The 24,202-nt window shown below is 48.0% G+C and carries 37 protein-coding genes, 1 tRNA gene and 1 pseudogene; 14 read left to right on the top strand and 25 right to left on the bottom strand.

The features are described 5' to 3' along the window. Position 1: 1 nt before the first annotated feature. The 6 genes from fimA (at position 2) to sfmF (ending at position 6,096) form a co-directional block, all read left to right on the top strand. Entirely contained in the window at positions 2-559 is a 558-nt protein-coding gene (fimA, locus tag ACLJTG_RS11055; RefSeq protein ID WP_000681026.1) for a type 1 fimbrial protein subunit FimA, read from the top strand. A gap of 74 nt (positions 560-633) precedes the next feature. After that, complete coding sequence (fimI, locus tag ACLJTG_RS11050) at positions 634-1,167, top strand: type 1 fimbrial protein subunit FimI (RefSeq protein ID WP_000619612.1); 534 nt, start codon at positions 634-636, stop codon at positions 1,165-1,167. Positions 1,168-1,210: 43 nt separating this feature from the next. After that, positions 1,211-1,903, top strand: a complete 693-nt coding sequence (fimC, locus tag ACLJTG_RS11045) for a type 1 fimbria chaperone FimC (protein WP_001675699.1) — start codon at positions 1,211-1,213, stop codon at positions 1,901-1,903. A gap of 30 nt (positions 1,904-1,933) precedes the next feature. Continuing rightward, positions 1,934-4,546 (top strand): fimbrial biogenesis usher protein, encoded by a 2,613-nt coding sequence (locus ACLJTG_RS11040; protein ID WP_023193461.1) that lies wholly within the window; start codon positions 1,934-1,936, stop codon positions 4,544-4,546. A gap of 14 nt (positions 4,547-4,560) precedes the next feature. Beyond that, the gene (gene fimH, locus ACLJTG_RS11035) at positions 4,561-5,568 is read left to right on the top strand and encodes a type 1 fimbria D-mannose specific adhesin FimH (protein WP_023193460.1); all 1,008 of its coding nucleotides are present in this window, start codon (positions 4,561-4,563) and stop codon (positions 5,566-5,568) included. A 9-nt stretch (positions 5,569-5,577) separates the two neighbouring features. Then, entirely contained in the window at positions 5,578-6,096 is a 519-nt protein-coding gene (gene sfmF, locus ACLJTG_RS11030) for a fimbria assembly protein (RefSeq protein WP_001585397.1), read from the top strand. Between the two features lie 45 nt (positions 6,097-6,141). On the opposite strand, the gene fimZ is transcribed toward sfmF, so the two are convergent. The 4 genes from fimZ to fimW form a co-directional block, all read right to left on the bottom strand. Further along, positions 6,142-6,774 (bottom strand): fimbria biosynthesis transcriptional regulator FimZ, encoded by a 633-nt coding sequence (fimZ, locus tag ACLJTG_RS11025; RefSeq protein WP_000801272.1) that lies wholly within the window; start codon positions 6,772-6,774, stop codon positions 6,142-6,144. Positions 6,775-7,377: 603 nt separating this feature from the next. Then, on the bottom strand, positions 7,378-8,100 hold the full coding sequence (fimY, locus tag ACLJTG_RS11020) for a fimbria biosynthesis regulator FimY (RefSeq protein ID WP_001258125.1): 723 nt from the start codon (positions 8,098-8,100) through the stop codon (positions 7,378-7,380). A gap of 18 nt (positions 8,101-8,118) precedes the next feature. Then, the gene (locus tag ACLJTG_RS11015) at positions 8,119-8,430 is read right to left on the bottom strand and encodes a hypothetical protein (protein ID WP_000226492.1); all 312 of its coding nucleotides are present in this window, start codon (positions 8,428-8,430) and stop codon (positions 8,119-8,121) included. Positions 8,431-8,591: 161 nt separating this feature from the next. After that, positions 8,592-9,188 (bottom strand): fimbria biosynthesis transcriptional regulator FimW, encoded by a 597-nt coding sequence (fimW, locus tag ACLJTG_RS11010; RefSeq protein WP_001523348.1) that lies wholly within the window; start codon positions 9,186-9,188, stop codon positions 8,592-8,594. 254 nt (positions 9,189-9,442) lie between these two features. Here fimW and ACLJTG_RS11005 point away from each other — a divergent pair. Continuing rightward, positions 9,443-9,519 (top strand) — tRNA-Arg (locus ACLJTG_RS11005). 15 nt (positions 9,520-9,534) lie between these two features. Here ACLJTG_RS11005 and ACLJTG_RS11000 read toward each other — a convergent pair. From ACLJTG_RS11000 to ACLJTG_RS10915, 18 genes and pseudogenes are all read right to left on the bottom strand, one after another. Further along, positions 9,535-10,698 (bottom strand): integrase, encoded by a 1,164-nt coding sequence (locus ACLJTG_RS11000; RefSeq protein ID WP_025711799.1) that lies wholly within the window; start codon positions 10,696-10,698, stop codon positions 9,535-9,537. Positions 10,699-10,829: 131 nt separating this feature from the next. Continuing rightward, positions 10,830-10,925: pseudogene (locus ACLJTG_RS10995) on the bottom strand (helix-turn-helix domain-containing protein); the annotation flags it as partial. 2 nt (positions 10,926-10,927) lie between these two features. Beyond that, the gene (locus ACLJTG_RS10990) at positions 10,928-11,278 is read right to left on the bottom strand and encodes a hypothetical protein (RefSeq protein WP_016049827.1); all 351 of its coding nucleotides are present in this window, start codon (positions 11,276-11,278) and stop codon (positions 10,928-10,930) included. A 244-nt stretch (positions 11,279-11,522) separates the two neighbouring features. Then, positions 11,523-11,789 carry a hypothetical protein gene (locus ACLJTG_RS10985; protein WP_046594002.1) on the bottom strand — a complete coding sequence of 89 codons (267 nt, stop codon included), beginning with the start codon at positions 11,787-11,789 and terminating at the stop codon, positions 11,523-11,525. A gap of 76 nt (positions 11,790-11,865) precedes the next feature. Further along, entirely contained in the window at positions 11,866-12,603 is a 738-nt protein-coding gene (locus ACLJTG_RS10980) for a hypothetical protein (protein ID WP_079975549.1), read from the bottom strand. A gap of 3 nt (positions 12,604-12,606) precedes the next feature. Beyond that, entirely contained in the window at positions 12,607-13,080 is a 474-nt protein-coding gene (locus tag ACLJTG_RS10975) for a class I SAM-dependent methyltransferase (RefSeq protein WP_410958976.1), read from the bottom strand. After that, complete coding sequence (locus ACLJTG_RS10970) at positions 13,080-13,694, bottom strand: ead/Ea22-like family protein (protein WP_410958993.1); 615 nt, start codon at positions 13,692-13,694, stop codon at positions 13,080-13,082. Before ACLJTG_RS10970 ends, ACLJTG_RS10975 begins: the two co-directional genes overlap by 1 nt. Positions 13,695-13,750: 56 nt before the next feature. After that, positions 13,751-14,335, bottom strand: coding sequence for a hypothetical protein (locus tag ACLJTG_RS10965; protein ID WP_222985065.1), 585 nt, complete (start codon positions 14,333-14,335; stop codon positions 13,751-13,753). Next, positions 14,336-14,623 carry a hypothetical protein gene (locus ACLJTG_RS10960; protein WP_010835871.1) on the bottom strand — a complete coding sequence of 96 codons (288 nt, stop codon included), beginning with the start codon at positions 14,621-14,623 and terminating at the stop codon, positions 14,336-14,338. It lies immediately after the preceding gene. A gap of 10 nt (positions 14,624-14,633) precedes the next feature. After that, a complete protein-coding gene (locus tag ACLJTG_RS10955; RefSeq protein WP_368664157.1) occupies positions 14,634-14,927 on the bottom strand; it encodes a phage anti-RecBCD protein in 294 nt (97 codons plus the stop codon). A 23-nt stretch (positions 14,928-14,950) separates the two neighbouring features. After that, positions 14,951-15,334, bottom strand: coding sequence for a hypothetical protein (locus ACLJTG_RS10950; RefSeq protein WP_065348433.1), 384 nt, complete (start codon positions 15,332-15,334; stop codon positions 14,951-14,953). Then, positions 15,334-15,951 (bottom strand): ERF family protein, encoded by a 618-nt coding sequence (locus ACLJTG_RS10945; RefSeq protein WP_000031376.1) that lies wholly within the window; start codon positions 15,949-15,951, stop codon positions 15,334-15,336. Before ACLJTG_RS10945 ends, ACLJTG_RS10950 begins: the two co-directional genes overlap by 1 nt. Then, a complete protein-coding gene (locus tag ACLJTG_RS10940; protein WP_016050294.1) occupies positions 15,948-16,091 on the bottom strand; it encodes a hypothetical protein in 144 nt (47 codons plus the stop codon). Before ACLJTG_RS10940 ends, ACLJTG_RS10945 begins: the two co-directional genes overlap by 4 nt. Further along, positions 16,081-16,269: a DUF5444 family protein gene (locus ACLJTG_RS10935; RefSeq protein WP_368664155.1), complete on the bottom strand. Its 189-nt coding sequence runs from the start codon at positions 16,267-16,269 to the stop codon at positions 16,081-16,083. Before ACLJTG_RS10935 ends, ACLJTG_RS10940 begins: the two co-directional genes overlap by 11 nt. Next, complete coding sequence (locus ACLJTG_RS10930) at positions 16,250-16,408, bottom strand: protease FtsH-inhibitory lysogeny factor CIII (RefSeq protein ID WP_409135704.1); 159 nt, start codon at positions 16,406-16,408, stop codon at positions 16,250-16,252. The genes ACLJTG_RS10935 and ACLJTG_RS10930 overlap by 20 nt, the downstream gene beginning before the upstream one ends. A 209-nt stretch (positions 16,409-16,617) precedes the next feature. Beyond that, entirely contained in the window at positions 16,618-16,743 is a 126-nt protein-coding gene (locus ACLJTG_RS10925) for a hypothetical protein (RefSeq protein WP_000405108.1), read from the bottom strand. Continuing rightward, a complete protein-coding gene (locus ACLJTG_RS10920) occupies positions 16,743-17,042 on the bottom strand; it encodes a hypothetical protein (protein WP_001750236.1) in 300 nt (99 codons plus the stop codon). The genes ACLJTG_RS10925 and ACLJTG_RS10920 overlap by 1 nt, the downstream gene beginning before the upstream one ends. 52 nt (positions 17,043-17,094) lie before the next feature. Then, on the bottom strand, positions 17,095-17,544 hold the full coding sequence (locus tag ACLJTG_RS10915; protein WP_001750237.1) for a hypothetical protein: 450 nt from the start codon (positions 17,542-17,544) through the stop codon (positions 17,095-17,097). Between the two features lie 139 nt (positions 17,545-17,683). Here ACLJTG_RS10915 and ACLJTG_RS10910 point away from each other — a divergent pair, with 139 nt between their 5' ends. Then, complete coding sequence (locus ACLJTG_RS10910; protein WP_031607268.1) at positions 17,684-18,178, top strand: hypothetical protein; 495 nt, start codon at positions 17,684-17,686, stop codon at positions 18,176-18,178. Here ACLJTG_RS10910 and ACLJTG_RS10905 read toward each other — a convergent pair. Continuing rightward, positions 18,171-18,500: a hypothetical protein gene (locus ACLJTG_RS10905; protein WP_001750239.1), complete on the bottom strand. Its 330-nt coding sequence runs from the start codon at positions 18,498-18,500 to the stop codon at positions 18,171-18,173. The two genes, ACLJTG_RS10910 and ACLJTG_RS10905, sit on opposite strands and share 8 nt — an antisense overlap. A gap of 363 nt (positions 18,501-18,863) precedes the next feature. Here ACLJTG_RS10905 and ACLJTG_RS10900 point away from each other — a divergent pair, with 363 nt between their 5' ends. Next, on the top strand, positions 18,864-19,067 hold the full coding sequence (locus ACLJTG_RS10900) for a hypothetical protein (RefSeq protein WP_000834175.1): 204 nt from the start codon (positions 18,864-18,866) through the stop codon (positions 19,065-19,067). A gap of 38 nt (positions 19,068-19,105) precedes the next feature. On the opposite strand, the gene ACLJTG_RS10895 is transcribed toward ACLJTG_RS10900, so the two are convergent. Further along, complete coding sequence (locus ACLJTG_RS10895) at positions 19,106-20,149, bottom strand: P63C domain-containing protein (protein ID WP_001280609.1); 1,044 nt, start codon at positions 20,147-20,149, stop codon at positions 19,106-19,108. A 200-nt stretch (positions 20,150-20,349) separates the two neighbouring features. Then, positions 20,350-21,039 (bottom strand): XRE family transcriptional regulator, encoded by a 690-nt coding sequence (locus tag ACLJTG_RS10890; protein WP_000712403.1) that lies wholly within the window; start codon positions 21,037-21,039, stop codon positions 20,350-20,352. Between the two features lie 110 nt (positions 21,040-21,149). On the opposite strand from ACLJTG_RS10890, the gene ACLJTG_RS10885 reads away from it, so the two are divergent. The 5 genes from ACLJTG_RS10885 to ACLJTG_RS10865 all read left to right on the top strand — a co-directional run bounded on the left by ACLJTG_RS10885 (position 21,150) and on the right by ACLJTG_RS10865 (position 24,134). Beyond that, on the top strand, positions 21,150-21,365 hold the full coding sequence (locus ACLJTG_RS10885) for a transcriptional regulator (protein ID WP_000182204.1): 216 nt from the start codon (positions 21,150-21,152) through the stop codon (positions 21,363-21,365). 110 nt (positions 21,366-21,475) lie between these two features. Continuing rightward, complete coding sequence (locus ACLJTG_RS10880; protein ID WP_001103492.1) at positions 21,476-21,757, top strand: CII family transcriptional regulator; 282 nt, start codon at positions 21,476-21,478, stop codon at positions 21,755-21,757. 34 nt (positions 21,758-21,791) lie between these two features. Further along, entirely contained in the window at positions 21,792-21,953 is a 162-nt protein-coding gene (locus ACLJTG_RS10875) for a hypothetical protein (RefSeq protein WP_000166961.1), read from the top strand. Further along, the gene (locus tag ACLJTG_RS10870; protein WP_010835877.1) at positions 21,940-22,761 is read left to right on the top strand and encodes a replication protein; all 822 of its coding nucleotides are present in this window, start codon (positions 21,940-21,942) and stop codon (positions 22,759-22,761) included. The genes ACLJTG_RS10875 and ACLJTG_RS10870 overlap by 14 nt, the downstream gene beginning before the upstream one ends. Beyond that, complete coding sequence (locus ACLJTG_RS10865) at positions 22,758-24,134, top strand: replicative DNA helicase (RefSeq protein WP_085429853.1); 1,377 nt, start codon at positions 22,758-22,760, stop codon at positions 24,132-24,134. The genes ACLJTG_RS10870 and ACLJTG_RS10865 overlap by 4 nt, the downstream gene beginning before the upstream one ends. Positions 24,135-24,202 lie beyond the last annotated feature (68 nt).

The raw sequence follows: 24,202 nt of genomic DNA, 5'->3' as shown, positions 1-24,202 counted from the left end.
CATGAAACATAAATTAATGACCTCTACTATTGCGAGTCTGATGTTTGTCGCTGGCGCAGCGGTTGCGGCTGATCCTACTCCGGTGAGCGTGAGTGGCGGTACTATTCATTTCGAAGGTAAACTGGTTAATGCAGCCTGTGCCGTTAGCACTAAATCCGCCGATCAAACGGTGACGCTGGGTCAATACCGTACCGCCAGCTTTACGGCGATTGATGATACGACCGCGCAGGTGCCTTTCTCCATCGTCCTGAATGACTGCGATCCGAAAGTGGCGGCTACCGCTGCCGTGGCTTTCTCTGGTCAGGCAGATAACACCAACCCTAATTTGCTGGCTGTCTCCTCTGCGGACAATAGCACTACCGCAACCGGCGTCGGGATTGAGATTCTTGATAACACCTCCTCACCGTTGAAACCGGACGGCGCGACCTTCTCGGCGAAGCAGGCGCTGGTTGAAGGCACCAATACGCTGCGTTTTACCGCACGCTATAAGGCAACCGCCACCGCCACGACGCCAGGCCAGGCTAATGCCGACGCCACCTTTATCATGAAATACGAATAATCCCGTCTGGGAACGCCAGGGAAGGGAGGCGCCTCAACGGAAGAGGCTATCGGGGATAAAAGAGAACATAGCAGATGATAAGGAAAGGCGCGGCGCTAGTGGGGCTTGTTTTGATGTCGCCCGTTATTGCGCAGCCGGTAATGGTGGAGAGCGGGCGTATTCACCTGCGCGGACAACTGGTCAATGGCGGCTGCGCTGTCGCCACAGAAAGCCAGGATTTGCGCGTACTGATGGGACAGTACCGCACGAATGCGTTTACCGGTCCTGGCAGCTTCGCTCCCGTCAGCGTTCCATTTTCGTTACGGTTAATCTCCTGTAGCGCGGAGGTCTGGCGTCATGTCGGCATTGCGTTTGCCGGCGTTACGCCTGCGGAAGATCCCCACGTTTTTCTGGCCAGCGGCGAAGGTATCGGTAATGCCGGAATCGGCCTGGCATTATTTGATGACCAGCAGCGGCAAATCATCCCTAACACATTACCGCTTCATTACGCGCCCATTTTAACGTCAGAAATGACTTTGCATTTTACCGCCCGCTATCGGGCAATTTCAGAAAATATGACGCCGGGACGAATTCATTCAGAAGTGTGGTTTACGCTAGTTTACCCATGAATTTTCTTGCCGACGTGACTCAATGCAAAAGGTATTTTTTACCATGCTGAATAGTATAAAAGTAGGCTTTATTGTTCTTCTCACGTTATTTACTTCGTTGAACGTACAGGCGGCGGGGGGGATTGCATTAGGCGCCACGCGAGTTATTTATCCCTCGGCGGCGAAACAGACTTCTCTGGCAATCAGTAATAGCGATACTCAAGAACGTTACCTCGTCAATTCATGGATCGAAAATAGCGCCGGGCAGAAAGAAAAAACGTTTATCGTTACGCCGCCTTTATTCGTCAGCGAACCCAAAAGCGAAAACACGCTGCGTATTATCTACGCCGGGCAACCGCTACCCGGGGATCGGGAGTCGTTATTCTGGATGAACGTGAAAGCCATCCCGTCGGTCGATAAAAGTCATATTGAAGGAAAAAACGTTCTGCAACTGGCGATTCTGTCGCGCATCAAACTGTTCGTGCGTCCGGCGAATTTGCCACAGACGCCGGAAGACGCGCCGACCTTGCTGAAATTTTCCCGTGTCGGCAACCATCTCAAGATAACCAACCCATCTGCTTATTACCTCACGCTGGTCAATATCAGCGTGGGCGCGAAAAAGATTGATAACGTGATGATCGCGCCAAAAAGCGACATGCAAATTCCCTTACCGACTGGCGCGCAGGGCAGCGTGACATTTCAGACCGTCAATGATTACGGCGCATTGACGTCGGCGACAACGGCCAGTCTCGGTTAAGCAGAGAGCGTGAAGCCACACGAGAACACGATGAAGAAGACAACCTGGTTTGCAGGGCGATTTCCCGGCTATGTATCACCGTTAAGCGGCGTGGCGCTGTCGGTGCTGGCGGCGCTGTGTCCGCTGACGAGCCGCGGCGAAAGTTATTTCAACCCTGCGTTTTTGTCGGCGGATACCGCGTCCGTGGCGGATTTATCTCGCTTTGAAAAAGGTAATCATCAGCCGCCTGGTATTTACCGGGTGGATATCTGGCGTAACGACGAATTCGTAGCGACGCAGGATATTCGTTTTGAGGCGGGCGCCGTGGGCGCCGGCGATAAATCCGGCGGCCTGATGCCTTGTTTTACACCGGAGTGGATTAAACGGCTGGGCGTGAATACCGCGGTGTTCCCTGTCTCAGATAAAGGCGTCGATACCACGTGTATTCACCTTCCTGAGAAAATCCCGGGCGCGGAGGTCGCGTTCGATTTCGCGTCGATGCGCTTAAATATTAGCTTGCCGCAGGCGTCATTGCTCAACAGCGCGCGTGGCTATATCCCGCCGGAAGAGTGGGATGAAGGGATACCCGCCGCACTCATTAATTACAGTTTTACCGGTAGCCGCGGAACAGACAGCGATAGCTATTTTTTGAGTCTGCTGAGCGGGTTGAACTATGGCCCCTGGCGGCTGCGTAATAACGGAGCCTGGAATTATTCGAAAGGGGATGGCTATCATTCGCAACGCTGGAACAACATTGGCACCTGGGTACAGCGCGCCATCATTCCGCTAAAAAGCGAACTGGTCATGGGGGACAGCAATACCGGGAACGATGTTTTCGACAGCGTCGGCTTTCGCGGAGCGCGGCTGTACTCTTCTGACAATATGTATCCCGATAGCCTGCAGGGCTACGCCCCCACGGTCAGAGGGATCGCCCGGACGGCGGCAAAGCTGACGATACGACAGAACGGGTATGTTATCTACCAAAGCTATGTGTCGCCGGGTGCGTTTGCGATTACCGATCTTAATCCTACCTCTTCCAGCGGCGACCTTGAGGTGACGGTAGATGAAAAAGACGGTAGCCAACAACGTTACACGGTGCCTTACTCTACCGTTCCGCTATTGCAGCGTGAGGGCAGGGTGAAGTATGACCTGGTGGCCGGGGATTTTCGCAGCGGCAATAGTCAGCAGTCTTCGCCATTCTTTTTCCAGGGAACGGTGATTGCCGGCCTGCCTGCGGGGCTGACGGCTTACGGTGGTACGCAACTTGCCGATCGTTACCGTGCCGTGGTGGTCGGGGCGGGGCGAAATTTGGGCGACTGGGGTGCCGTGTCGGTCGATGTCACACATGCGCGTAGCCAACTGGCAGATGACAGCACCCATCAGGGGCAATCGTTGCGTTTTCTGTACGCCAAATCGCTGAATAATTACGGGACTAATTTTCAATTGCTGGGTTACCGCTATTCCACGCGCGGATTTTACACCCTGGATGATGTGGCATACCGCAGTATGGAAGGGTACGACTACGAATACGATAGCGACGGACGCCGCCATAAAGTGCCGGTGGCGCAGAGCTACCACAATCTCCGCTACAGCAAAAAAGGCCGTTTTCAGGTCAATATTTCGCAAAACCTGGGGGATTACGGGTCACTGTATCTTTCCGGCAGTCAACAAAATTACTGGAATACGCCGGATACCAATACCTGGTATCAACTGGGATACGCCAGTGGATGGCAAGGCATAAGTTATTCGCTGTCATGGTCGTGGAACGAGTCGGTGGGGATCTCAGGCGCCGACCGCATTCTGGCATTCAATATGTCCGTTCCGTTTAGCGTTCTGACCGGACGGCGTTATGCGCGCGACACTCTTCTTGATCGTACTTATGCCACGTTTAACGCCAACCGCAACCGCGACGGCGACAATAGCTGGCAGACCGGAGTAGGCGGCACGCTTCTGGAAGGACGTAATCTGAGCTACAGCGTGACGCAGGGTCGTAGCAGTACCAATGGTTATAGCGGCAGCGCCAGCGCTAGCTGGCAGGCGACGTATGGCACGCTGGGCGTGGGATATAACTACGATCGCGATCAGCATGACTATAACTGGCAACTTTCCGGCGGCGTGGTCGGTCATGCGGATGGTATTACGTTTAGCCAACCGTTGGGCGATACCAATGTCTTGATTAAAGCGCCGGGAGCGAAAGGCGTGCGCATCGAAAACCAGACCGGCGTGAAAACGGACTGGCGGGGCTATGCGGTAATGCCCTACGCCACGGTATATCGCTATAACCGCGTCGCGTTAGATACCAACACGATGGACAACCATACCGATGTCGAAAATAACGTCAGCAGCGTAGTGCCGACAGAGGGCGCGCTGGTGCGGGCTGCTTTTGATACGCGGATAGGCGTAAGGGCAATCATTACCGCGAGGCTTGGCGGACGTCCGTTACCGTTTGGCGCGATAGTACGAGAAACCGCCAGCGGCATTACCAGTATGGTCGGCGATGACGGGCAAATTTATCTGAGCGGCTTGCCGCTAAAAGGTGAACTGTTCATCCAGTGGGGAGAGGGGAAAAACGCGCGTTGTATCGCCCCTTACGCCCTGGCGGAGGATAGCCTGAAGCAGGCGATTACGATAGCCAGCGCAACCTGTATCCGTCCGGCGTCATAAAAGGAACAATAGAGATGAAAATATACTCAGCGCTATTGCTGGCGGGGACCGCGCTCTTTTTCACACATCCCGCGCTGGCGACGGTTTGCCGTAATTCAAACGGGACGGTGACCGATATCTTTTACGACCTGTCAGATGTTTTCACCAGCGGCAATAATCAGCCGGGACAGGTGGTTACGCTGCCGGAAAAATCTGGTTGGGTCGGCGTAAACGCGACGTGCCCGGCGGGGACAACGGTAAATTATACCTACCGAAGCTATGTATCAGAATTACCGGTACGAAGCACCGAAGGAAATTTTAAATACCTCAAGCTGAATGACTACCTTCTGGGCGCGATGAGCATCACCGATAGTGTCGCTGGCGTATTTTATCCGCCCCGTAACTATATTCGCATGGGCGTCGACTCTAACGTGTCGCAGCAAATGCCGTTTGGCGTGCAGGACTCAAAGCTGGTTTTTAAATTAAAAGTGATACGGCCTTTTATTAATATGGTGACGATCCCTCGCCAGACAATGTTTACTGTCTATGTGACGACCTCTACCGGCGACGCGTTGAGCACGCCGGTATATACCATTAGCTACAGCGGCAAAGTGGAAGTGCCGCAAAACTGCGAAGTGAATGCCGGACAGGTCGTGGAGTTTGATTTCGGCGATATCGGCGCGTCGTTATTTAGTCAGGCGGGAGCGGGTAATCGTCCGCAAGGCGTCACGCCGCAAACGAAAACCATTGCTATCAAATGTACCAACGTCGCGGCGCAGGCCTATTTATCGATGCGGCTTGAAGCCGAAAAGGCCTCAGGGCAGGCGATGGTGTCCGATAATCCGGATTTAGGCTTTGTGGTTGCTAATAGCAACGGTACGCCGCTCACACCCAATAATTTGTCGAGTAAAATTCCGTTTCATCTTAATGATAACGCCGCCGCTCGCGTAGGTATTCGCGCCTGGCCGATCAGCGTGACGGGGAATAAACCGGCGGAAGGGCCGTTTACTGCGCGCGGCTATCTACGAGTCGATTATGATTAAGGAGGCATAATGATCTTTCGGCGCGTTTTCATCGCTATCGGTTGTGTTTTGTTCAGCCCGCTGAGTCAGGCCAACTCATCTCTGGGCGAAGTGAATATTGAACTGCGCGGTAACGTGGTGGATTTTACCTGCGCCGTGGTTGCGGGCGACAGTAACAAGTCGGTTAACCTCGGCACCTGGCCGACAAAACAGTTTCACGCCGTCGGTGACGCCACGCAACCGGTAGCCTTTAGCCTAAAACTTGAAGGCTGCCCGCCGGGGTCGGCGTCTATAACGTTTTCCGGGACGCCAGCGCCCGGCACGGCATTACTGGCGCTTGCTGATACGGCAATGGCGCAAAAACTGGCGATTGAAATTCGCGATGGCGATCAACGTCGATTGCCACTTGAACAGGCCAGCAAGGCCGTCGATATTGACAACAACGGCAATGCTACCCTGAAATTCTATGCGAACTATATCGCCTTAGCCGATGGCGTGCAGCCCGGTCTTGCTAACGCGGATGCGACCTTCCTGATCAATTACAATTAGTGTCCGTTATTGTGGCTCCCGAACGATAATTCGCCGGGAGTACATTTACAATAATTCGTGTGATTTGGCGTAATCGATAAGCTCAACGATAGAGTGAAGGCCAAGTTTAGAAAATATATTGGCCTTATGCGCGCTGATAGTCTTGTTACTCAATAAAAGTTGCTCGGCAATTTCTTTGTTAGACATTCCATTGGCCAGATAGCGCAGCACGGTAACTTCGCGGTTAGAAAGTGGCATATCATGGTGCCCGCCTTTGGGGGGACGGGTATTACTGATAAAGTTAAGCGTCTCAGATGGAAAAAAAGAATAGCCGGATAAAATCATTTTTACCGCATTATAAATATCATTGAGGTCTTTGCGTTTACTTACAAATCCGTTTGCGCCCGCTCTTATTGCTCTTCCGGCATAAAAAGCCTCTGATTTCGACGATAAAAAAAGTATCCGGGTATGTTCCTGGATAGATTTGATTCGTTTAAGTAAGGTAAAGCCGTCGGTGCCCGGTAATTCAATATCCAGAATGACAAGGTCAACAGGATAAGTGCGCAGATACTCTATCGCTGTTCGGCTATCATCCGTTTTCAGGACAACCTGAATATTGCTATTTTTACCGAGTAAAACTTCGATCGACATTCTTACAATAGGGTGTTCGTCCATAATGATAACAGATGCAGGTTTCATTGTTGTATGCCTCAGACTGTTATGCGTCCTTCGTTTTAGAATAAGCGTCAGACACCTTAAAGATTGTGAAATAGCCAGATCTACACACCACACAGTGGAGCAATAATAAAGAATGAGACCTCCCTGTTGACTGGCTATTTTTCGTAAGAGTAATAAATATGTGGAATATCCATTTCGCACCAACAAAAAAGAAATTTCTGATTAAGTAAAAACAATATGGATTATACCTAGTCTGATTTCTCGGAAAAGTCTTGCGAAATGCGAATTATGGATAGCGGGTAGGATATTCTGTGACGTTATAGAAAATTTGTTCGTGGTGGAGCTATTTTCTTTAGAGTTGACATTGAGTAGTTTAAACTGTTGTTTTTAAGTATAAAAATAATATGAAAGACTAATTGTTTAGTATTTGTTATGTAATAACAGAAAGATGTTGACGCTGGAGACCTCGAAAAACGAGGAGGAACAGGGGACGATGTAAGAAAAAATTTTTTATCGCTTACCAGGACGAGTTGTAAATATTAATTTTATGTGAAATATTTACATTTAATGGAAGTGAAAATAAGTAATTTCTTAAAAAATCTTATTCACCAAAACGTTACTCCGTTAAAAAATATCGTGGAAAGTAACGTTTAGCTGCTGGAGCAGCCGAAGAAAGCTTTGCCTGTGGGGAAGGTTAAGGAGGGTGATAAGTTGTTTAAGCCGGTAAACTACACGATGATAAGGTACGCTTTGCTGACGTGCTATTTCTTTTAAAGAGGCACCTTGCGCTAAAGTTTCAATCATCAACCAGTCAGTACGGCTAAAGCTTTCCGATAAGCGAGGTTCGGCGGCTGATAACAAGGCTTCGCGTACAGAGGCCAGATTTTGTCGTCGCGACAGGACAAAAAAACGCCCAGCCATACGGATAAACTGAGCTATAGCGGGGGTTTTATCTGATACCAGCAGGTAAATCTGGATATCGCTTTGTTGCCAACTGAGCGCGCGTAGCTGGTTAAGCGCCTCAATACAGGAGACAGGTAGCGTCTCCATATCTACAATCAGTTGTCTGAGCGACCCCTTTTCAATCCACAAAGAAATGTCATCTAATGAGCGGAATGCAGCGGTACGTTTTCCGGAAAATAAGTAGTGACTCAGCGAATAGCCGAGGTAGTTGTCAGTTGTAATTATTGCCTGAGAAATGATACCAACCGGCAAGGCATAATTGAGCTGTTGGTTCAGTAACTCAAGGCGATCAAATATCTGCGGCGTTGGAGAGTGATAACGGCAGGCGCAGTCTTTAGCATTTCTTAAACGGCGGTGTCTTTCCCTGCGTGGTACGCTGCGCATCCTGCTTTTTCCATTGCTCTAATATATATCTGGTAATATGGCTGGCCATAAATAACCTTGTTCCATCGTTGCACCAGCGTAAAAAGCAATGCTTCGTTGCTCTGATGTTTCAATGCCTTCCATCAGCATTAACTGCTGAAAAAAAACTTCGCTATCATGTTCTGACGGAAGTTGCGTCAGGACCTCATAGCCGATTAATTGCGCAGTTGAGAGATTAACGATTGGCTCAGATTTTAACAATTCGCTGTTGAGATATGAATGACGTGTGGGCGAAGACGCCAGGTGTGGGGGATTTATCCTTTCCTTTAATAAAGTACCCTGTGCCACCAAACACTCCTCCTGGCATTTATGATGCAGCCATATATTTTCGACCCCTGAATCTATCAGGATATTATGGGCATCATTGTGGCAGCGTTAAAAAAATGCCTGTAGGTATCGTTACTTAATTATTGGTGAGATATTTCGTAAGCCTTGTAAAAAGTTAAGTGAGTTTACTTACTGAGTAAGAAATGAAGGTTAACTCTAATATATTTTAAAAACTGCTGCTCCGTTTTAACATGTAATTTTCGCATAATGCTCCGGCGGAGTGACTTTGTCTGCTCTTCAGAAAGTGAAAGTAAAGCGGCCGTTTCGCTTAAATGATAACCGCTGGCGATCAGTTTTAACAGGTGACGTTCTGTTACTGAAAAATGACGAGTCGTGCAGTAGTGGCAAATGCCAGAAGGGACGCTATGTCGAAGCGCTCGCTTATGTAAGATCAATATCATTTTCCGGGTAATTTCTTCAACATCATCTTCCCGATAAATATGCGGCAGCATATACAGACATGGTCTGAACATGAGCTTTTCTTTATCGCATTTATTACAAATAATCACCCGTAGCTGATGTTGGGTATGCATAGGTATCTGATAACAGCCAGCGCTGAACCAATCATCATCCAGGGCCAGGAAAGCGATATCGGCATTATCTATCTCTTCTGGCGGCAGAAAGTCAATTTTCTGCTGCCATTGATTCGCCAGACGCGTCATGATGATTTTCAACCCATGCTCAAAGTGACTGTTTTGTTCCTTAATAGCGATACGCAGCATAAAAAATATCCTACACGGCAGGTGAATCATGGTGAAATATTAAAGAAACTGATTGATTTTCTAAATACTGGCGGCCTTAATTCCCACTTTATGCGTGCTGAGATGTGTCCAGGCGATTTCCTGGAACCTGGCATTGCGCCAGAAAAGACGATATTCGTACACTTAGTCAGCAACCAGAACAAAAGCCATTGACTCAGGAGTGCCTGACCGTATAATTCTCGCGTTTCGTCTACACGAAGTCTTCACTTCACAAGGCGCCCTTAGCTCAGTTGGATAGAGCAACGGCCTTCTAAGCCGTGGGTCGCAGGTTCGAATCCTGCAGGGCGCGCCATTATATATCAACTGGTTACGCCTCTTTAATTCCCTCCTTATTTTCCATATGGGACATATTTGGGACATCATCACTGAAAATCGAGTCAATTTGCTTCGCATGTTCCGTTAAATGATTAGGCGCAAGGTGAGCATATCGGCGCACCATCTCGATGCTCTCCCATCCTCCCATTTCCTGTAGAACAGAAAGCGGCACTCCGGACTGAATTAGCCAACTGGCCCACGTGTGCCTCAGATCGTGGAAACGGAAATCCTCAATTCCAGCCCGGCGGCAAGCTGCATTCCATGCTCGCTGGTCATCGACGCGCATCTTTCTCACGGTTGGCGTCTTTGAACCATCAGGCCGGATGCCTTCTTTAGTATGCACGAACACCCATTTATGATGCTTACCAATCTGGTCACGCAATACCTTACAGGCAGTGTCATTTAGCGCTACGCCAATAGCGCGGTTTGACTTGCTGTCTTCAGGGTTCACCCAGGCAACACGACGCTGCATGTCGATCTGTTGCCATTCCATATTGATGATGTTAGACCGCCTAAGTCCCGTTGCCAGCGCAAATTTAACAACAGATTTCAACGGTTCCGGACATTCTTCAATAAGTCTTTTTGCCTCATCACGCTCAAGCCATCTGACGCGCTTGTTTCTGACAGAAGGAACCTTGATTACAGGCGCTTTCTCCAGCCATTTCCAGTCACGTTCTGCCGCCCGGAGAATGGCCTTCATCAGTGCGAGGTGCTTTGCCTTTGTCGATGTAGTGACCGGTTTAGCTGAATAAACTGGCACTGGCTCTCCATTCTTTTGCGCCGCGGCAGCTTTTATTTTCCATATCTCAAGCTGCTTGCGGTTGCTCATCTTGTTTACTGCTAAGTAAATCTTTTGCTCGGTTACATCCTTTAACCGTATTCCCTCAAAATGCGCCAGCCAGAAAGCCATACGGCTGCGGTCATCTTTCAGTGATTTCTTCTCTGCCTTTTCCTCCAGCCAGCGCATGCAGGCATCATCAAACGTTACGTCAGGAAAATCGCCAAGCCTGTCTACTCGCCACAATTCAGCCTTGCGCTTGTCATGTAGCTCAGTAGCGAGCCGCTTGTCGGAAGTCCCAAGGCTTTCCTTAATTCGCTTCCCGCCCGGCGTCGAGTAGGACGCGTACCATATTTCACCTCTGCGGAAGATGGACATTTTCTTTCCTCTTTTATGTCATCACCCGCGCTCACCTGGACAGTATGCAGCGGAGACTGAAGCGCCGCAATGCAGGCTTGTCGTGTGGTGAGGTAAGGGGATTTCGGTTTGGTGGGGTCTTTACGTGTTGCCTGTAGTCGGCCTGTGCGAATCCAGTTGGTGGCGGTAGGTCTGGATATCTTGAGAAATGCACAGGCCTCATCGAGTGTGAGACTGTGTGATTCCATGGTTACTCCTGGTCAGAAAGAAGCTCTTTTATCCATTTATATGTTTTTGGTGCTCGCTTATCTGGCCTCTTAAGCTCAAGCTTAAGCAGAGCAATAAGTGAATCCCACTCACGTAAAATCGGAGAAAACCGCTTTACCTTTTTCGCTATGAGCGGAAAGCTATCTTTAATTTCAGGTATTTCATCTACGAGCATCATGCATCTTCGCAAATCGGCAGGATCGCTTGGTGCGTCAAACCGTCCGTGGTAGAAGCTCTTTTCCAGCCCAAGAGCAATAGAAGCCATAGTTGCGCTACTTATGCCAACGTGGCCTTTCGTTTGCCACTTCAATACCTTCATTGCTAAATCAGACATCATTCACTCCATAAAACAAAACCCGCCGTAGCGAGTTCAGATAAAAAAATCCCCGCGAGTGCGAGGATTGTTATTTTTGCGGTGCTGAGAGCCGAGCTGCTGCGCTTCAGCATCTGTGGACTCTCCCCATAAGCAAACAAGCACCCCGAAGAGCGCTTGTTTTATCTTTCAGCATAAGATAGCTACGTGCTGAATGACATACGAACGTACAATCTTCTCATGAGATATGTTAAAAGCTATCGCATCATTGGAGCTTGAAGTTGTCGATATCATCTACAAATTCCAGATACCCATCTTCAACGTATTTTAAAACAAGTAAATGCTTAATTCCCTCACTTAATGAGGTTGGCCTTTCAAGCACAAACTCGAATCCATCCTCGTAAATTTTGCCTAACCAATAACCACCGCCATATTCTTTAAGCCTTTGAAAGAAAACATATCCTCCAGGCTTGAAATAATTGAGCGTCTCGTCTCTATAAACGATTTGGTAGTTAGGTACTTTGCCACCCATTTTAGCCACCATGAATACTGTATTTTCATACAGTATAAATTAAAGCAAATGTTGGTCAATTTTGAAGGGTGAAATATCACTTCACCTCCCGCCGTGGTGCTGCTGCCAGCGCAGCCTTGTAACCGGCTGCATGACCGCGAAAGTTAGCAACCTTTGATAGCCACGCTTTAATCATGGCGTGAGTTGGCTCTTTTGGCACCATAACCCAATCATCCGGAATTTCCGGAGAGTTGCCATCAAGAATATTTTCCGGAATATTTTGTCGTGCGTTTTGTGGTTGCTCGACCCCCTGAAGCATGGCGGCGCGGCAGGCGTTCCAGATTTTCTGAGCTAGGAACTTATCGCCGATGTTATGCGCTAGCAGACTGACAATTTGACCCGCCAGACCTTTTGGTATTTCCTCCGGCACTACCGGCGCTGGCTGCTCTTTACTAACCAAACGCGTTATTTCTGATTCCAGGAGTGAGCCTAAAACTGTACTCGTGCAGTGTTCAGCCCATTCGTTTTTTTCCAGCAGGCCGATGATATTGAGCATATCCTTGTAAACGCCTGTTTCCTGCACTGGTTGGGCGGCGTAGACCGGCATAACATCGTTTTGGCCTTTATTGCTTTCGTCAGTAAGCGACCAAAATAATTCTCCTGCTGGATGCTTGAAAATGTACGCTACAGGCTCCGCTTCGAGCGATGCCAGCGCACGCTTCAGCACAATCAGAATTTTGGCGTCGTCATCGCTCAGGCCAAACGGAATATCGTCGCGAGTGTTTTCAAATTCAGCGATAGTCTGCTGTAGCCATTCTTTGGTAATAGTGGTCATGGGTTAGTCCTTCACAAAAATAATCCAGTGGGTTTTATCGTTCTTGCCGGTGCGCTGGCCAATAATTGGTTTTACGTCCGTCAGCGCCAGAATCTGGCTTACCGGAATCTGCGTTTCGTTCCACTTGAAAATGAGAACACCGTGTGGCCGCAATACGCGGAATGCCTCTTTGAATCCGGCGCGGAGGTCAGAACGCCATGTTTTTTTATTCAGGCGTCCGTATTTTTTACCCATCCAGGCGTTATCACCAACTCGCTCAAGATGCGGAGGGTCAAACACCACAACCGGAAAAGAAGAATCAGCGAACGGCAGTGAACGAAAGTCGGCAATGAGGTCAGGACTGATAACCAGGCTGCGACCGTCGCACAATATATGCTCCTCGGCGCGGATATCGGCGAATACGGCGCGTTCATCGCGCTTATTAAACCAGAACATGCGCGAGCCGCAGCACATATCCAGAATAGATTGCGATTCCATCACGACTCCTTAACCTTGATGCCAGCGCGGGTGCTATATGCAGACATGCACTGCGCAAACCCGGACTGGTCATCTGTCTGCCCATAGCTGAACCCGGCTTTCAGGCCTTCACGGAATGCGCTATCCTGCAATTTGTCGGCAGTTTCAAGCTTCGCCTCCAGTTCTGCTATGCGCTCCTTGAGTTCACAGACTCGGCATTGTTCGTCATCATCAATCAGATAAAGGCCGATGAACTCACCATCCACCCAACCGCCGATATCATGGTCGTAACGCTCGCAAGAAAACTCACCGCTGCTGTCTCTGGTCGGTATAGTGTAACTGTCGAACGGCCCGCCATATGTCGGCACATAACCAAGCGTTTCATGTTCAATCCACATGAAGAACTTGCGTCCGGTAACCGGGCAAACATCCGGTTTCCACTGGCTGTTAACACTTGCCGCTCTGGACAGCTCAACTATCTGCTTTTCTGCTTCCTCCAGTTGCTCTCGCGCCTGTCGCATATCATCACGCAGCGCCAGCGCTACGGCCTCTATTGCGTCTTTTTCCCGCTGGAGTTGAATATTCTCATCCAGCAGCGCCAGCACATCGCGAGTGGGAGCCCTAAAGTTCGGAATGAAGCTGTCTTTCGCCCTCTCTGCCGATTCCCGCAGCGCCTGTTTGTCGATGTTGCTCATAGCGCGGCTCCTTTGCGAAGTTGGTCCGCCCATTCTTCTATCGCCTTCTCCGCGTATTCACCTGACAAACCGTCATCCGCGGGTAGTTGGTCATTGGCTAAATCCTCTTTCGCCGATAAAATCATGCGTGTCACGTCGAGAACTTCTGATACAGGTTTATCGAGGAATCCGTGATTGAATGCGGCGGCGAGGCGGCTGGCGGCATAGTTGATGCCCTCGTTACGAGCACTTGCTCGCACTCCAGCCAGAAAGGCGTCTGTCGCCGGGGTCTCGGTGAAATCGTCCACCCACGTATCGCCAACGTCCTCGCACTCGCGACGACAATATTCGTTGAATTCGACCTCTGATTTTTTCAGTGCCGTGTTCTCCGCAGCCAACGCATTACGCTCCTGAACCAGATTTTCCGTTGCTTCCTGCGCCAGTTTGTTTGCTTGTTCGGCGGCTTTCACAAGGTAGTTAATCATGCTCAGCTTTGCAGACAGCGCCGCGCATCTGGATTCCAGTGCCGCTATGGTAGTTACGTGTTCAGCATTACGTTCTGCAAGCTGATTCATGGTTAAACCATCGGTATTCGCTTTCATTCAGGCATTCTCCCCTACAAAGCTATTAACAGCCTTGCTTAATGTCAGACCAAGACTTTCAATATGCTTCTGTAGTTCCTGAAATGATTGTGCTTCTGACGCCAGAATTTCGCGATGGCATAACTCTTTAACCAGATGCTCAAACTTGCTGTAGTAACCGCAACGTACAAGAACTTCATTGCCGAAATTTTTGCTTTTTTCATCGGTAACTTTCCTCTTCTCGTTTAGAATAAGGTCGTGCTTGGTTCCGGTAATAACGTATTTACCGAGGTCGATGTTTAGCTTCATTATTAATTCCTCAGTTATTGCTGATAGCGCCGTAACGCGAACGGTAATCACGAAGGCGCGGGTCGATTTCAATGAAGTGGGTATATGTTGCTTTGCGGAATGGTCGGATGGATGTCTGGTAAATTCGCTCGCGTTCCTCTTTCTCTGCAAGCCATATACAGTGTCGAAATTCCTTTTCTACTTTCGTTTCCTGCGGTAGCGACATTATCAGGTCGTAGTTCTTTCTGAATTTATCCAGCACCTCCGAGACGGAATTGCCGGAACAGCGGCACGGGTTATCCGCACCATATAGAGGCGCTGGCATAATTAAATCCTTATTTTTCTAAATCAGAAGGGGATGGAATCGTCGTATACAGGCGTGTTCTGCTGGTTACTACTTTGCTGCTGCGGTCCATTTCCTGAAGCTGCAAATCCAATTTTTGCGTTCAGCAATTCAAGAGTGATTGATTGACCATTTTGGCCCTGATAAACATCAACCTTGATGTTTTCGCCGGTAATTTCCACAATACCGCCTTCAACCAGGACACTGCGATAGTAATCAGCCTGCGGACCCGGTTTGGCAAATACAGCGGCACTGTAGTTTGTCCATTCTTTCTTTTTTGTCTGGCGGTCGTAATACTGGACGCCAGCACGAATGTTGAATCCGATATTTTCTCCAGCCTGAAACTCTCTTGCTGGCTTGTTTAGTCGTACAGTGATTGAATGTGCCATTATGCGATCGCTCCTTCTAATTCGTCTCGTCTGATGTTGTAAATGTCCTTAGCCTTCGCTTGCTCTTCTGTTCCCTCAAGCATCTTCCACGCTTTAGCGAAAGCCTGTTTAAGCTCTTCCACCGTGTTTTTCTGCATTGCGGCCTCAGTGAATGCCTTAAGAACCTGTTCAGGAGCATGGGAGGAAGGCGATGATTTAGTTTGCTTCGCAGGTGCTGCATTCTGCTGCTGTTTGTGCTCGTCAGTATCCGCGTCTTTGGAGTCGTCGATACCAAACAAACCGTTCAGGCAATATTTGCGAGCGTAAGAGCTTGTAGCGCCAGTTACCTGAGCTGCGTCCATTCCCTTCTTGTTTTCTTCTTCTCGCGCTATAGCGCTTGCTGAATGGCTATTTTCACCATCTGTAATGGTCGCGGTGGCCTTGACGTAATAACGGTCGCCAATCAGCACGATTTCATCACTGATAGACAGGAACAGGCCTTTCAGTAGTGGCTTAACACCCTCCAGAATGTCTTCACAGCTTCTGTATTTGTATTTACCAAACGAGTTGTACTGATTCTTTGGTGCGTTCAGGTGCTCCTGAATTTCAGCAAGTCTTGCGTAAAACTCTTTGCTCATGAGTAATACCCCGCAAATTCATCCCAGCTAATAACCGGATTCTGCCGTTCTGCTGCTAAGTTAATTTTCTGCTCCACTTCTTCCTCAATTTCAGGAGAAATAAGAGCAATAAATTCTTCATCATCAAAATCATGCAACATGACGCGCCTCCCATTCTTCGTCCTGCCACTTATCCCAACCAAGAGCTATTCCGGCAGCCCATGTATACGCGTCAGATATTCCCTGTTTTGTATCCGGAAATACTTTCTCATATAGCTTGTTGAACTCCCTGTTTCCTTGCTGAACAAGAATTGTTCCGTTAACAGGCGTAATGGTCATGGCGTGGTACTCCTGGCTGATTAAGAATTTCACCGAGACGTTTCCATCCGGCCCGTAATTTTCTGGTGATACGCTCTAAAAGTGATTCATTAAGTTGGGAGATACCCATGACGGCACCGCCCGCGATAGCAAATGTCATCGTGGGATTCTCCATTTTTATTTATTGGCATAGCGAAAACGCCTCGATATGAAGCGCTATTGATATACTGGTAAAAAAAGCCGCCCTGACTGCGAGCGGCAAATAACATCAAGGGATGATTTTTCGATTAACCAGAACGAGTCGTCGTCCTCGTTTGGTTACGAGCGATATTGCTCACAATGACCACTATTAAAATGGTCATTAGGTGCTTATTCGCTGACAAATTTGGTAAGACTTTCGTGTAGCGAAACCAGAATTTCATCATCAAACCCATCAAGTAATGCTTGTTCGATAAGTTTTATAATTTCTGATGCCTGCTCTTTATTTATTTCCATCACTCCTCCCCAAGAGCCTTGCTGATGACTGCGCGAGCTTTATTGATTACCCCGCACCACTCCGGATAGGTCACATTGCGTCCTTCTGCCATCGCTTTTTCAGCCAATTGAAGAGCCTCGAGCAAATCAGGTGCTGCTGCTATCAGATTCATATCTTCTTTGCTAACGATTAGTGATGAGTGACCATCCTTCATGACATAAGAGTCGATGACGCCACCATCTTTACCTGTAGCTTGACTGCTTAATCGCAGAAAGCTGTTACTTGTCCACCATTGCCATGGTCCGGGTGTGTAATTCATCTTCGCCTCTATTGTTTATGCCAAAAATAAAGGCCGACTATGCGGCCTGAAATTACTTAACCAATGATGCTGCATATTCGATAAGGTAAAGCTTTGGAGCCAGCCAAATTTTTAACCAAGTCATATTGGTTACTGCACCAATAATGAAAATACCCCACAGAGTCAAAACTCCAACCAATGGCATGATAAGAAGATTAATATCACCTTTGCTATCCCAAACCATTGTCGGCCTGTATTTGGGATTTCCCTTCTCCCATGAATATCCTTCATCACCGATTTTACCTGTCTCAACTCTTTGGCACTGCTTCTTCATAAACCAGAAAACCAGGGGGATTGTTAGAATGGCTATTAATGTTTTAATCAGACTGTCAACCATATTCCATAGCAGCAACTGATGAACAACATCAGGAATCTGTGCCTGGATAAATGAAACAGACGCATCTATTCCATTACTGGCTTTTTGCAGTAGTTCTACGAGAATATTGTTTGCTTGTTCTTCCATATCTCACCTCAAATAGTGGATTGCGGTAGTAAAGATTGTGCCTGTCTTTTAGCCACGTCAGGCTCGGTGGTTCTCGTGTACCCCTACAGCGAGAAAAATAGTAAAATCCTCTTACCCCTACAGTAAGAGAGTGATTTATATGTCTGATGAAAAAGGAATAATTAGTAGGATTACAGATGCAGTTTCTGGTGCCGGAGGAGCTCTGATGAGTGCTGTTGGCGCAGTAAAGGAAATCCAGAAAATGCAAATAGACTACTCAGTAAAAGAAAAAACATACGAACTTGTCGATAAGCTCATGGATGCTCAACAGCAGCAAATGTCACTTAATGAGCTTTTGATGATTTCTAAGGACAAGATTATTGAGCTTGAAGAAAAGATAAATCGAGCCTCTAAGTGGGAAGAGGAAAAGAAAAACTATGAGATGTATACACCTACTGTTGCTACGGTAGTTTATCGCCTCAAGAAATCGGCCAATACCGGTCAGCCAATGCACTATCTTTGCGCTCAATGCTATGAATCTTCGGTGAAATCCATACTTCAATACGAAGGATTTGCACCACCTTCTAACCATAAAATGAGATGCCATAGGTGTAACGCCTCCTACCTTTTCCCTAAATCTGCATTTTCTAAATAAGTGGTATAGATTTACCTTTAATTTTCTGGCGTCCGCTGCATGTTATTCCGCGTTCGCCAGGCTTGCTGTAGTAAATGCGGTTCTGCTTGCGCTCAACTTCTTGCTGCTTAACTTTGTTCCCGGCACGTGAAACGGCTTTTGTTACCCTGTCAACACGATGTGACTTGACCTCCTGAGAAGCATCAGGAACATCGCAGCCAAAAATTGAATCGATGATATTGCAGATGGTGTCGCGCTCTATGGCTAGCTTTCTGCGCCGCTCATGACGGCGAGTTTTAGCATTGCCTGCAAACGTTGACTTCCCGTAGGTGATAACCGTCATGATTTAATCCTCATGTGAAATAGCTTTGGTGTTGCAGATAGCCAGGCGACTAACCCTGACCGCGTACTCATTGCCGAGCGCCTCCGCCGAAGAGGTTGGCTTCTACCTGCAACCCAAACCCATCTCGTTTGGTATTTGTTCGCGCTTTGTCAGCGCATCATCGAAGTTAAAGAGCGTTGCCTTTCCGTTTGGCTACCAGCGTCCTGCTGATGGCTAAACAATAGCATTGAGTATTATCCATATCAATACGTTTTGCTATTAATTAGTGGTTTTTGGTATTATGTTGTTGATAGCAAAATGAATTTATTTTTATAAATCCTCTATGCCATACTGTTCTGAACAAAAAACGAGCGAGGAATCAGTGTGAAAAGTGAGGAAGAGTTCTTTGCGGAGCTTCACCCGCAGGTGGTTGAGGTTCTCGGTACAGCGCTGATGCAGGTACTGGTAGAGCAGCGCGAACCTTCGCGTGAAGCTTTGATAGAAATGATTCAGGTACTGTGGCAGGAAGAGGATGTGGACTTGGCTGTAGAACTGGCTATTGATGTTCTGACGCTGCCGAAAGAGTAGGGCAAAGAAAACCCGGCGCGGTGGCCGGGCGTGATCGCTTACTCATCTTCATCTAGCAACTCAAATTGAGTCCCGGGCGATGGAAAGGCTCTTTTGAATGCTCTGTCAAACTCAGCTTTATTTCTTGAGCTTGAAAGGATGCCAACTACCTGCCAAAGGTGCGCCCTAAACATCGGAACTCCGATGCTATCGGTTAGGAACTGAAACATCTTATATCTTCTACCGCCATTCGCATAAACGACAGGGTTTTTTTCATCTAGCATCTCAAGGATGGCGCCTTTACTTGATGCTAATGGTTCGTAGATATACTTCCTCGTAAACTTACCGAAAAACTGAGGGTGCCGACCTGCTTTTTTCTGCGTAAGTCCGTAAAGTCGATAAAGGCCATCCGTGAACTGCTTCGGAAATTCCTTCTCATATTCTCTGACCTGCTCTTTGATGAACTCTTGAAAGAGAATTCGATATTCATCTTGTCTCTTTTCATCGATATGCCCAGTAGCTTCGTCTACCAGCGCTACAATACCAACCTCTGCAAGACCGCGCATGATAATGTCTGCCTGAACAGAAATAGGTATCTGAGATGACTGAAGGGCATCACCCTGATCTCTCATCTTCAAATAAACATTGCATATCTTTGGGAGCAAAGATGCTTCAATGCCGTAAGCTGGCGCCGCTCCTTTATTTATTTTGAAAAGACGGCGCCGGGATAGGCCTTCTGATAATTCATTATTAATGAATGGCTTAATGTTTTTAGCTGACAAGAAAACAGGAAGATAGGCGCCATCTGGATTCTCTTTCATTCTCTTCCAGTGGGAGCCTCCACGCTTCCCGCCGAAGGCTTTAGTGATAGCTCTCTCTGACAGAACCCTCGTCCCATCCTCAAGCACGGCACATTGTATCTTTAAGTCTCCAATGACAATGTCGCCAGATCTTTTGGCAATTTCCACCTCACCATCGCCGCCCCACCTAGCTGCTGCGGCTTTTCTTGCAATAGCCGACCTTTCTTCTGCAGAAAGAGCATTAGCCCTTGCCACACCACCTTTGGACTTTCCCGTTGGTTCTTTGCTTTCTTTATCAGACATTATGCAAGCACTCTTTGTTGTGAAATGTGCTTGCATAATATCAAGTATATAAATTAATAAGCAAGCATATATTCTATCTTGAGTGCTTGCATTTTTTTGTAAAAAGGCCGCATTTCTGCGACCTGTTTCACACAATCACTATCACCCAAACATCCCTTCGGTCCATCATCACCCGAATATCTCATCAGGCCATTGGCTGGCTAACCGTGCTTCCTATAGGTCTGCGGCATGCTTCCAATTACCTTTCCAAAGACAAAAACCCTATTCATTTCATCTCTTTCAATTGGGTCCCAAGCTGAATAACTCTTATTATCAGATATGACCAATAGTTTATCTTTCATCTTCTGGAGCCGCTTAACATGTGCAGTATCGTCATAGAGGAAGGCGTATATCCCATCCCCATCGAAGTTTTTGATGCTTACGTCTACAAACAACAGATCTCCTGGTTCAATAGTTCCTGACATGCTATCTCCGCGCACATTTATGATGCGGATATTTTCAGCCTTTCTACCATCGAACATGTGTCTGGCATCGTCCTGCGAATACTCAACCGAGCGGAGTATTTCCACGAATTCTCGATTGATAACGCCAGGACCCGCGCTAACTTCAAGATCTAGGATATCGATTTTAAATGTGTTTGAAGATGGAGATGCGTTTATCGGAGTAGTTCCATCTTTTTTCATAGGACCAATTCCGGTAGACAACCATTCCGAATTAACACCTAACGCGTTTGCTATTTCAACAATCTTTGTTGACCCACGAGCGTTTCCACTTGTCAAACGCCAGATCGTTGGCTGAGCAACGCCTGACGCTTTAGCAAGAGCACCTTGAGACATACCAGCCAGTTCCATTGCCTTGTTGAGACGGTCAGAGAGAGTTTCTTTTTTCATAATATTCAATTTATACGCTTGCGTATTAATGGTCAAAACACGTTTTGCTATTGCTTTGATTAATACTCATTGCTATTATTTGTTGTGTGTTATACGAAAGGGAATAAGCAATGACTAACAAAGCAATACAAAAAGCTGTTGCCATTGCAGGAAGCCAGCAAAAACTCGCCTCTTTGTGTGGAGTTAAGCAGCCAACTGTATGGCGTTGGTTACATGGTGGCGGCATTGACGCTAAGTATGTGGCAGCAATCGTAAAAGCTACAGGAGGAAGAATTAAAGCCAGAGAACTTCGTCCTGATTTAGCCGACTTACTGGCAGCAAGTTAAGTATCAACGCTCTTTACCAATCTGAACCGCCGACAACGCGGTAAATCTATTAAACGGATTTGCGTGTATTTGCGAATCCAACTCTATCTAATTTCTAAGGAATATTTTGAATGAACGTAGTTGCAACTAAAAGCAAGAAGGCGGCTCGCATCGAGTCCACCTTACTCAACAAGTTAGCCATGATGGGCCAGAAGACATTCGCTAAAGCTATGGGTGTTCCTGAATACCAGGTAAGCCGATGGAAGAACGGTTTCTTCTCTCAGGTCAGCATGATGCTTGCGGTTCTGGAGTATGGAATCGAAGACGAGGAAATGGCAGAGCTCACCAGGCGACTTGCTACCTACCTGACAAAAGAAAAAGCCCCGAAGAACGGCGAATTCTTCGAGGCCTGATGTAGAAAGACTGGATCAATCCACAGGAGTCATTATGACAAAACGTCGTAAGAAATACCAGGAAAAAGAAGAGATTCGACACCCTGATTCACCTGAGGGATTAGTAGTAGCCGCAGCAAATAACAGGGCGTTCGCAGAGCGCCTTGTTGGTGTTTACAGACTAGCCAAAGCAGGAGTGAAACATGGGCGTCGTTAAGTTAGCTGATTACAGGCCTCATCTGGAGGTCGTGGAGCATCGCGTGGCAGATACCGAAGATGGTTTCATGCGCGTTGCTAACGAGATTACCGACAGTCTGCTGATGGCTGATTTAACCGTCCGGCAGTTGAAGGTGATGCTCGCTATCATGCGCAAGACATACGGATTCAATAAGCCGATGGATCGACTCACAAACACGCAGATAGCAGCCATGACAGGTATTCATCACACTCATGTTTGCGCTGCTAAGCGCCAGCTTATTGAGCGTAAATTCCTCATTGCTGATGGCGTGAAAATCGGAGTGAACAAGGTGGTTTCGCAGTGGATTAGCCAGGACAGCTTAACATTAGCTAAAACAGCTAATAAAACATTAGCCAAGTCGGCTAATGGGTATAAGCCAAGTCAGCTAAACACAAAAGACAATATACAAAAGACAATAAATACAAATACCCCCTTACCCCCTAACGGGGGCGGCGATGGGCAGGTTAAACCTGAACGTCGCAAGGCAGAACGAATCGACTACGAATCCTTCCTGAACGCCTACAACACCGAAGTCGGTGACAGACTTCCACATGCTGTTGCGGTCAACGAGAAACGTAAACGCCGCCTGAAGAAAATCATCCCGCAACTGAAAACGCCAAACGTGGACGGTTTCAGAGCGTATGTCAGGGCGTTTGTGCATCAGGCCAAGCCGTTTTACTTCGGAGACAACGACACTGGCTGGACGGCAGATTTTGATTACCTGCTGAGGGAAGATTCGTTAACGGGAGTTCGGGAAGGGAAGTTTGCAGACAGGGGGATTGCATGAGACAGGATATCGAAGCGAGCGTTATCGGTGGCCTGCTGATTGGTGGATTAACACCAACCGCCAGTGACGTTCTGGCAACGCTGGAGCCTGAAGCATTCTCAATTCCGCTTTACCGGAAAGCTTTTGAAGTTATTCGAAAGCAGGCCAGAAACAGGAACCTGATTGATGGACTGATGGTGGCCGAGGAGTGCGGGGATGAATATGCAACGGCGGTGATGATGACTGCGCGGTCATGCCCCAGCGCTGCAAACCTGAAAGGTTATGCCGGAATGGTTGCAGACAGTTATCAACGGCGTCAGGTTTTACAGCTACTGGATGAGATGCGAGAGCCAATCAGTAACGGCACGCTGGATGCTTCAGGTAGAGCGATGGACGATCTTGTTAAGCGTCTTTCAGCCATCAGGAAGCCACGTGACGAGGTTAAACCTGTGCGACTGGGGGAAATTATCAATGATTACACCGACACGCTTGACAGGCGTCTGAGGAACGGAGAAGAGTCCGATACCCTGAAGACCGGAATCGAAGAACTTGACGCTATCACCGGAGGGATGAACGCAGAAGACCTGGTTATTATCGCCGCTCGTCCTGGTATGGGGAAAACCGAACTGGCGCTGAAGATTGCCGAAGGTGTTGCAAGCCGCGTTATTCCTGGTTCTGACGTCCGGCGCGGAGTATTGATTTTCTCAATGGAAATGAGCGCATTGCAGATTGCAGAGCGGAGCATTGCCAACGCCGGGAGGATGTCGGTTAGCGTGCTGCGAAATCCTGCATCGATGGATGACGAAGGCTGGGCGCGTGTTGCTAACGGCATGAGTCAGCTTGCAGATTTGGATGTATGGGTAGTCGATGCCTCGCGGTTATCTGTCGAAGAAATACGCTCAATCGCAGAACGGCACAAACAGGAAAATCCAAACCTGTCACTCATCATGGCAGATTATCTTGGCCTGATTGAGAAGCCGAAAGCAGATCGCAACGACCTCGCAATTGCTCACATCTCCGGAAGCCTGAAGGCGATGGCGAAAGACCTGAAAACTCCAGTTATCTCCCTAAGCCAGCTTTCACGCGATGTTGAGAAGCGACCAAACAAACGCCCGACAAACGCAGATTTGCGTGATTCAGGAAGCATTGAACAGGACGCAGACTCAATCATCATGCTCTATCGGGAGGCGGTATATGACGAGAACAGTAGCGCCGCGCCATTTGCTGAAATCATCGTGACGAAAAACCGTTTTGGCTCGCTTGGTACAGTTTACCAGCGGTTCTGCAACGGACACTTTGTTGCCTGTGACCAGGATGAAGCCAGACAGATTTGCACATCATCAAATGCACCTGCTGCGCGTGGCAGACGATATGCACAAGGGGCTGACGTATGACCATCTACATCACTGAGCTAATAACAGGCCTGCTGGTAATCGCAGGCCTTTTTATTTGGGGGAGAGGG

This window comes from Salmonella sp. SAL00672 (genome assembly GCF_046552175.1).
GTDB lineage: Bacteria > Pseudomonadota > Gammaproteobacteria > Enterobacterales > Enterobacteriaceae > Salmonella > Salmonella enterica.
This window is presented reverse-complemented; position numbering and strand designations above follow the sequence as displayed.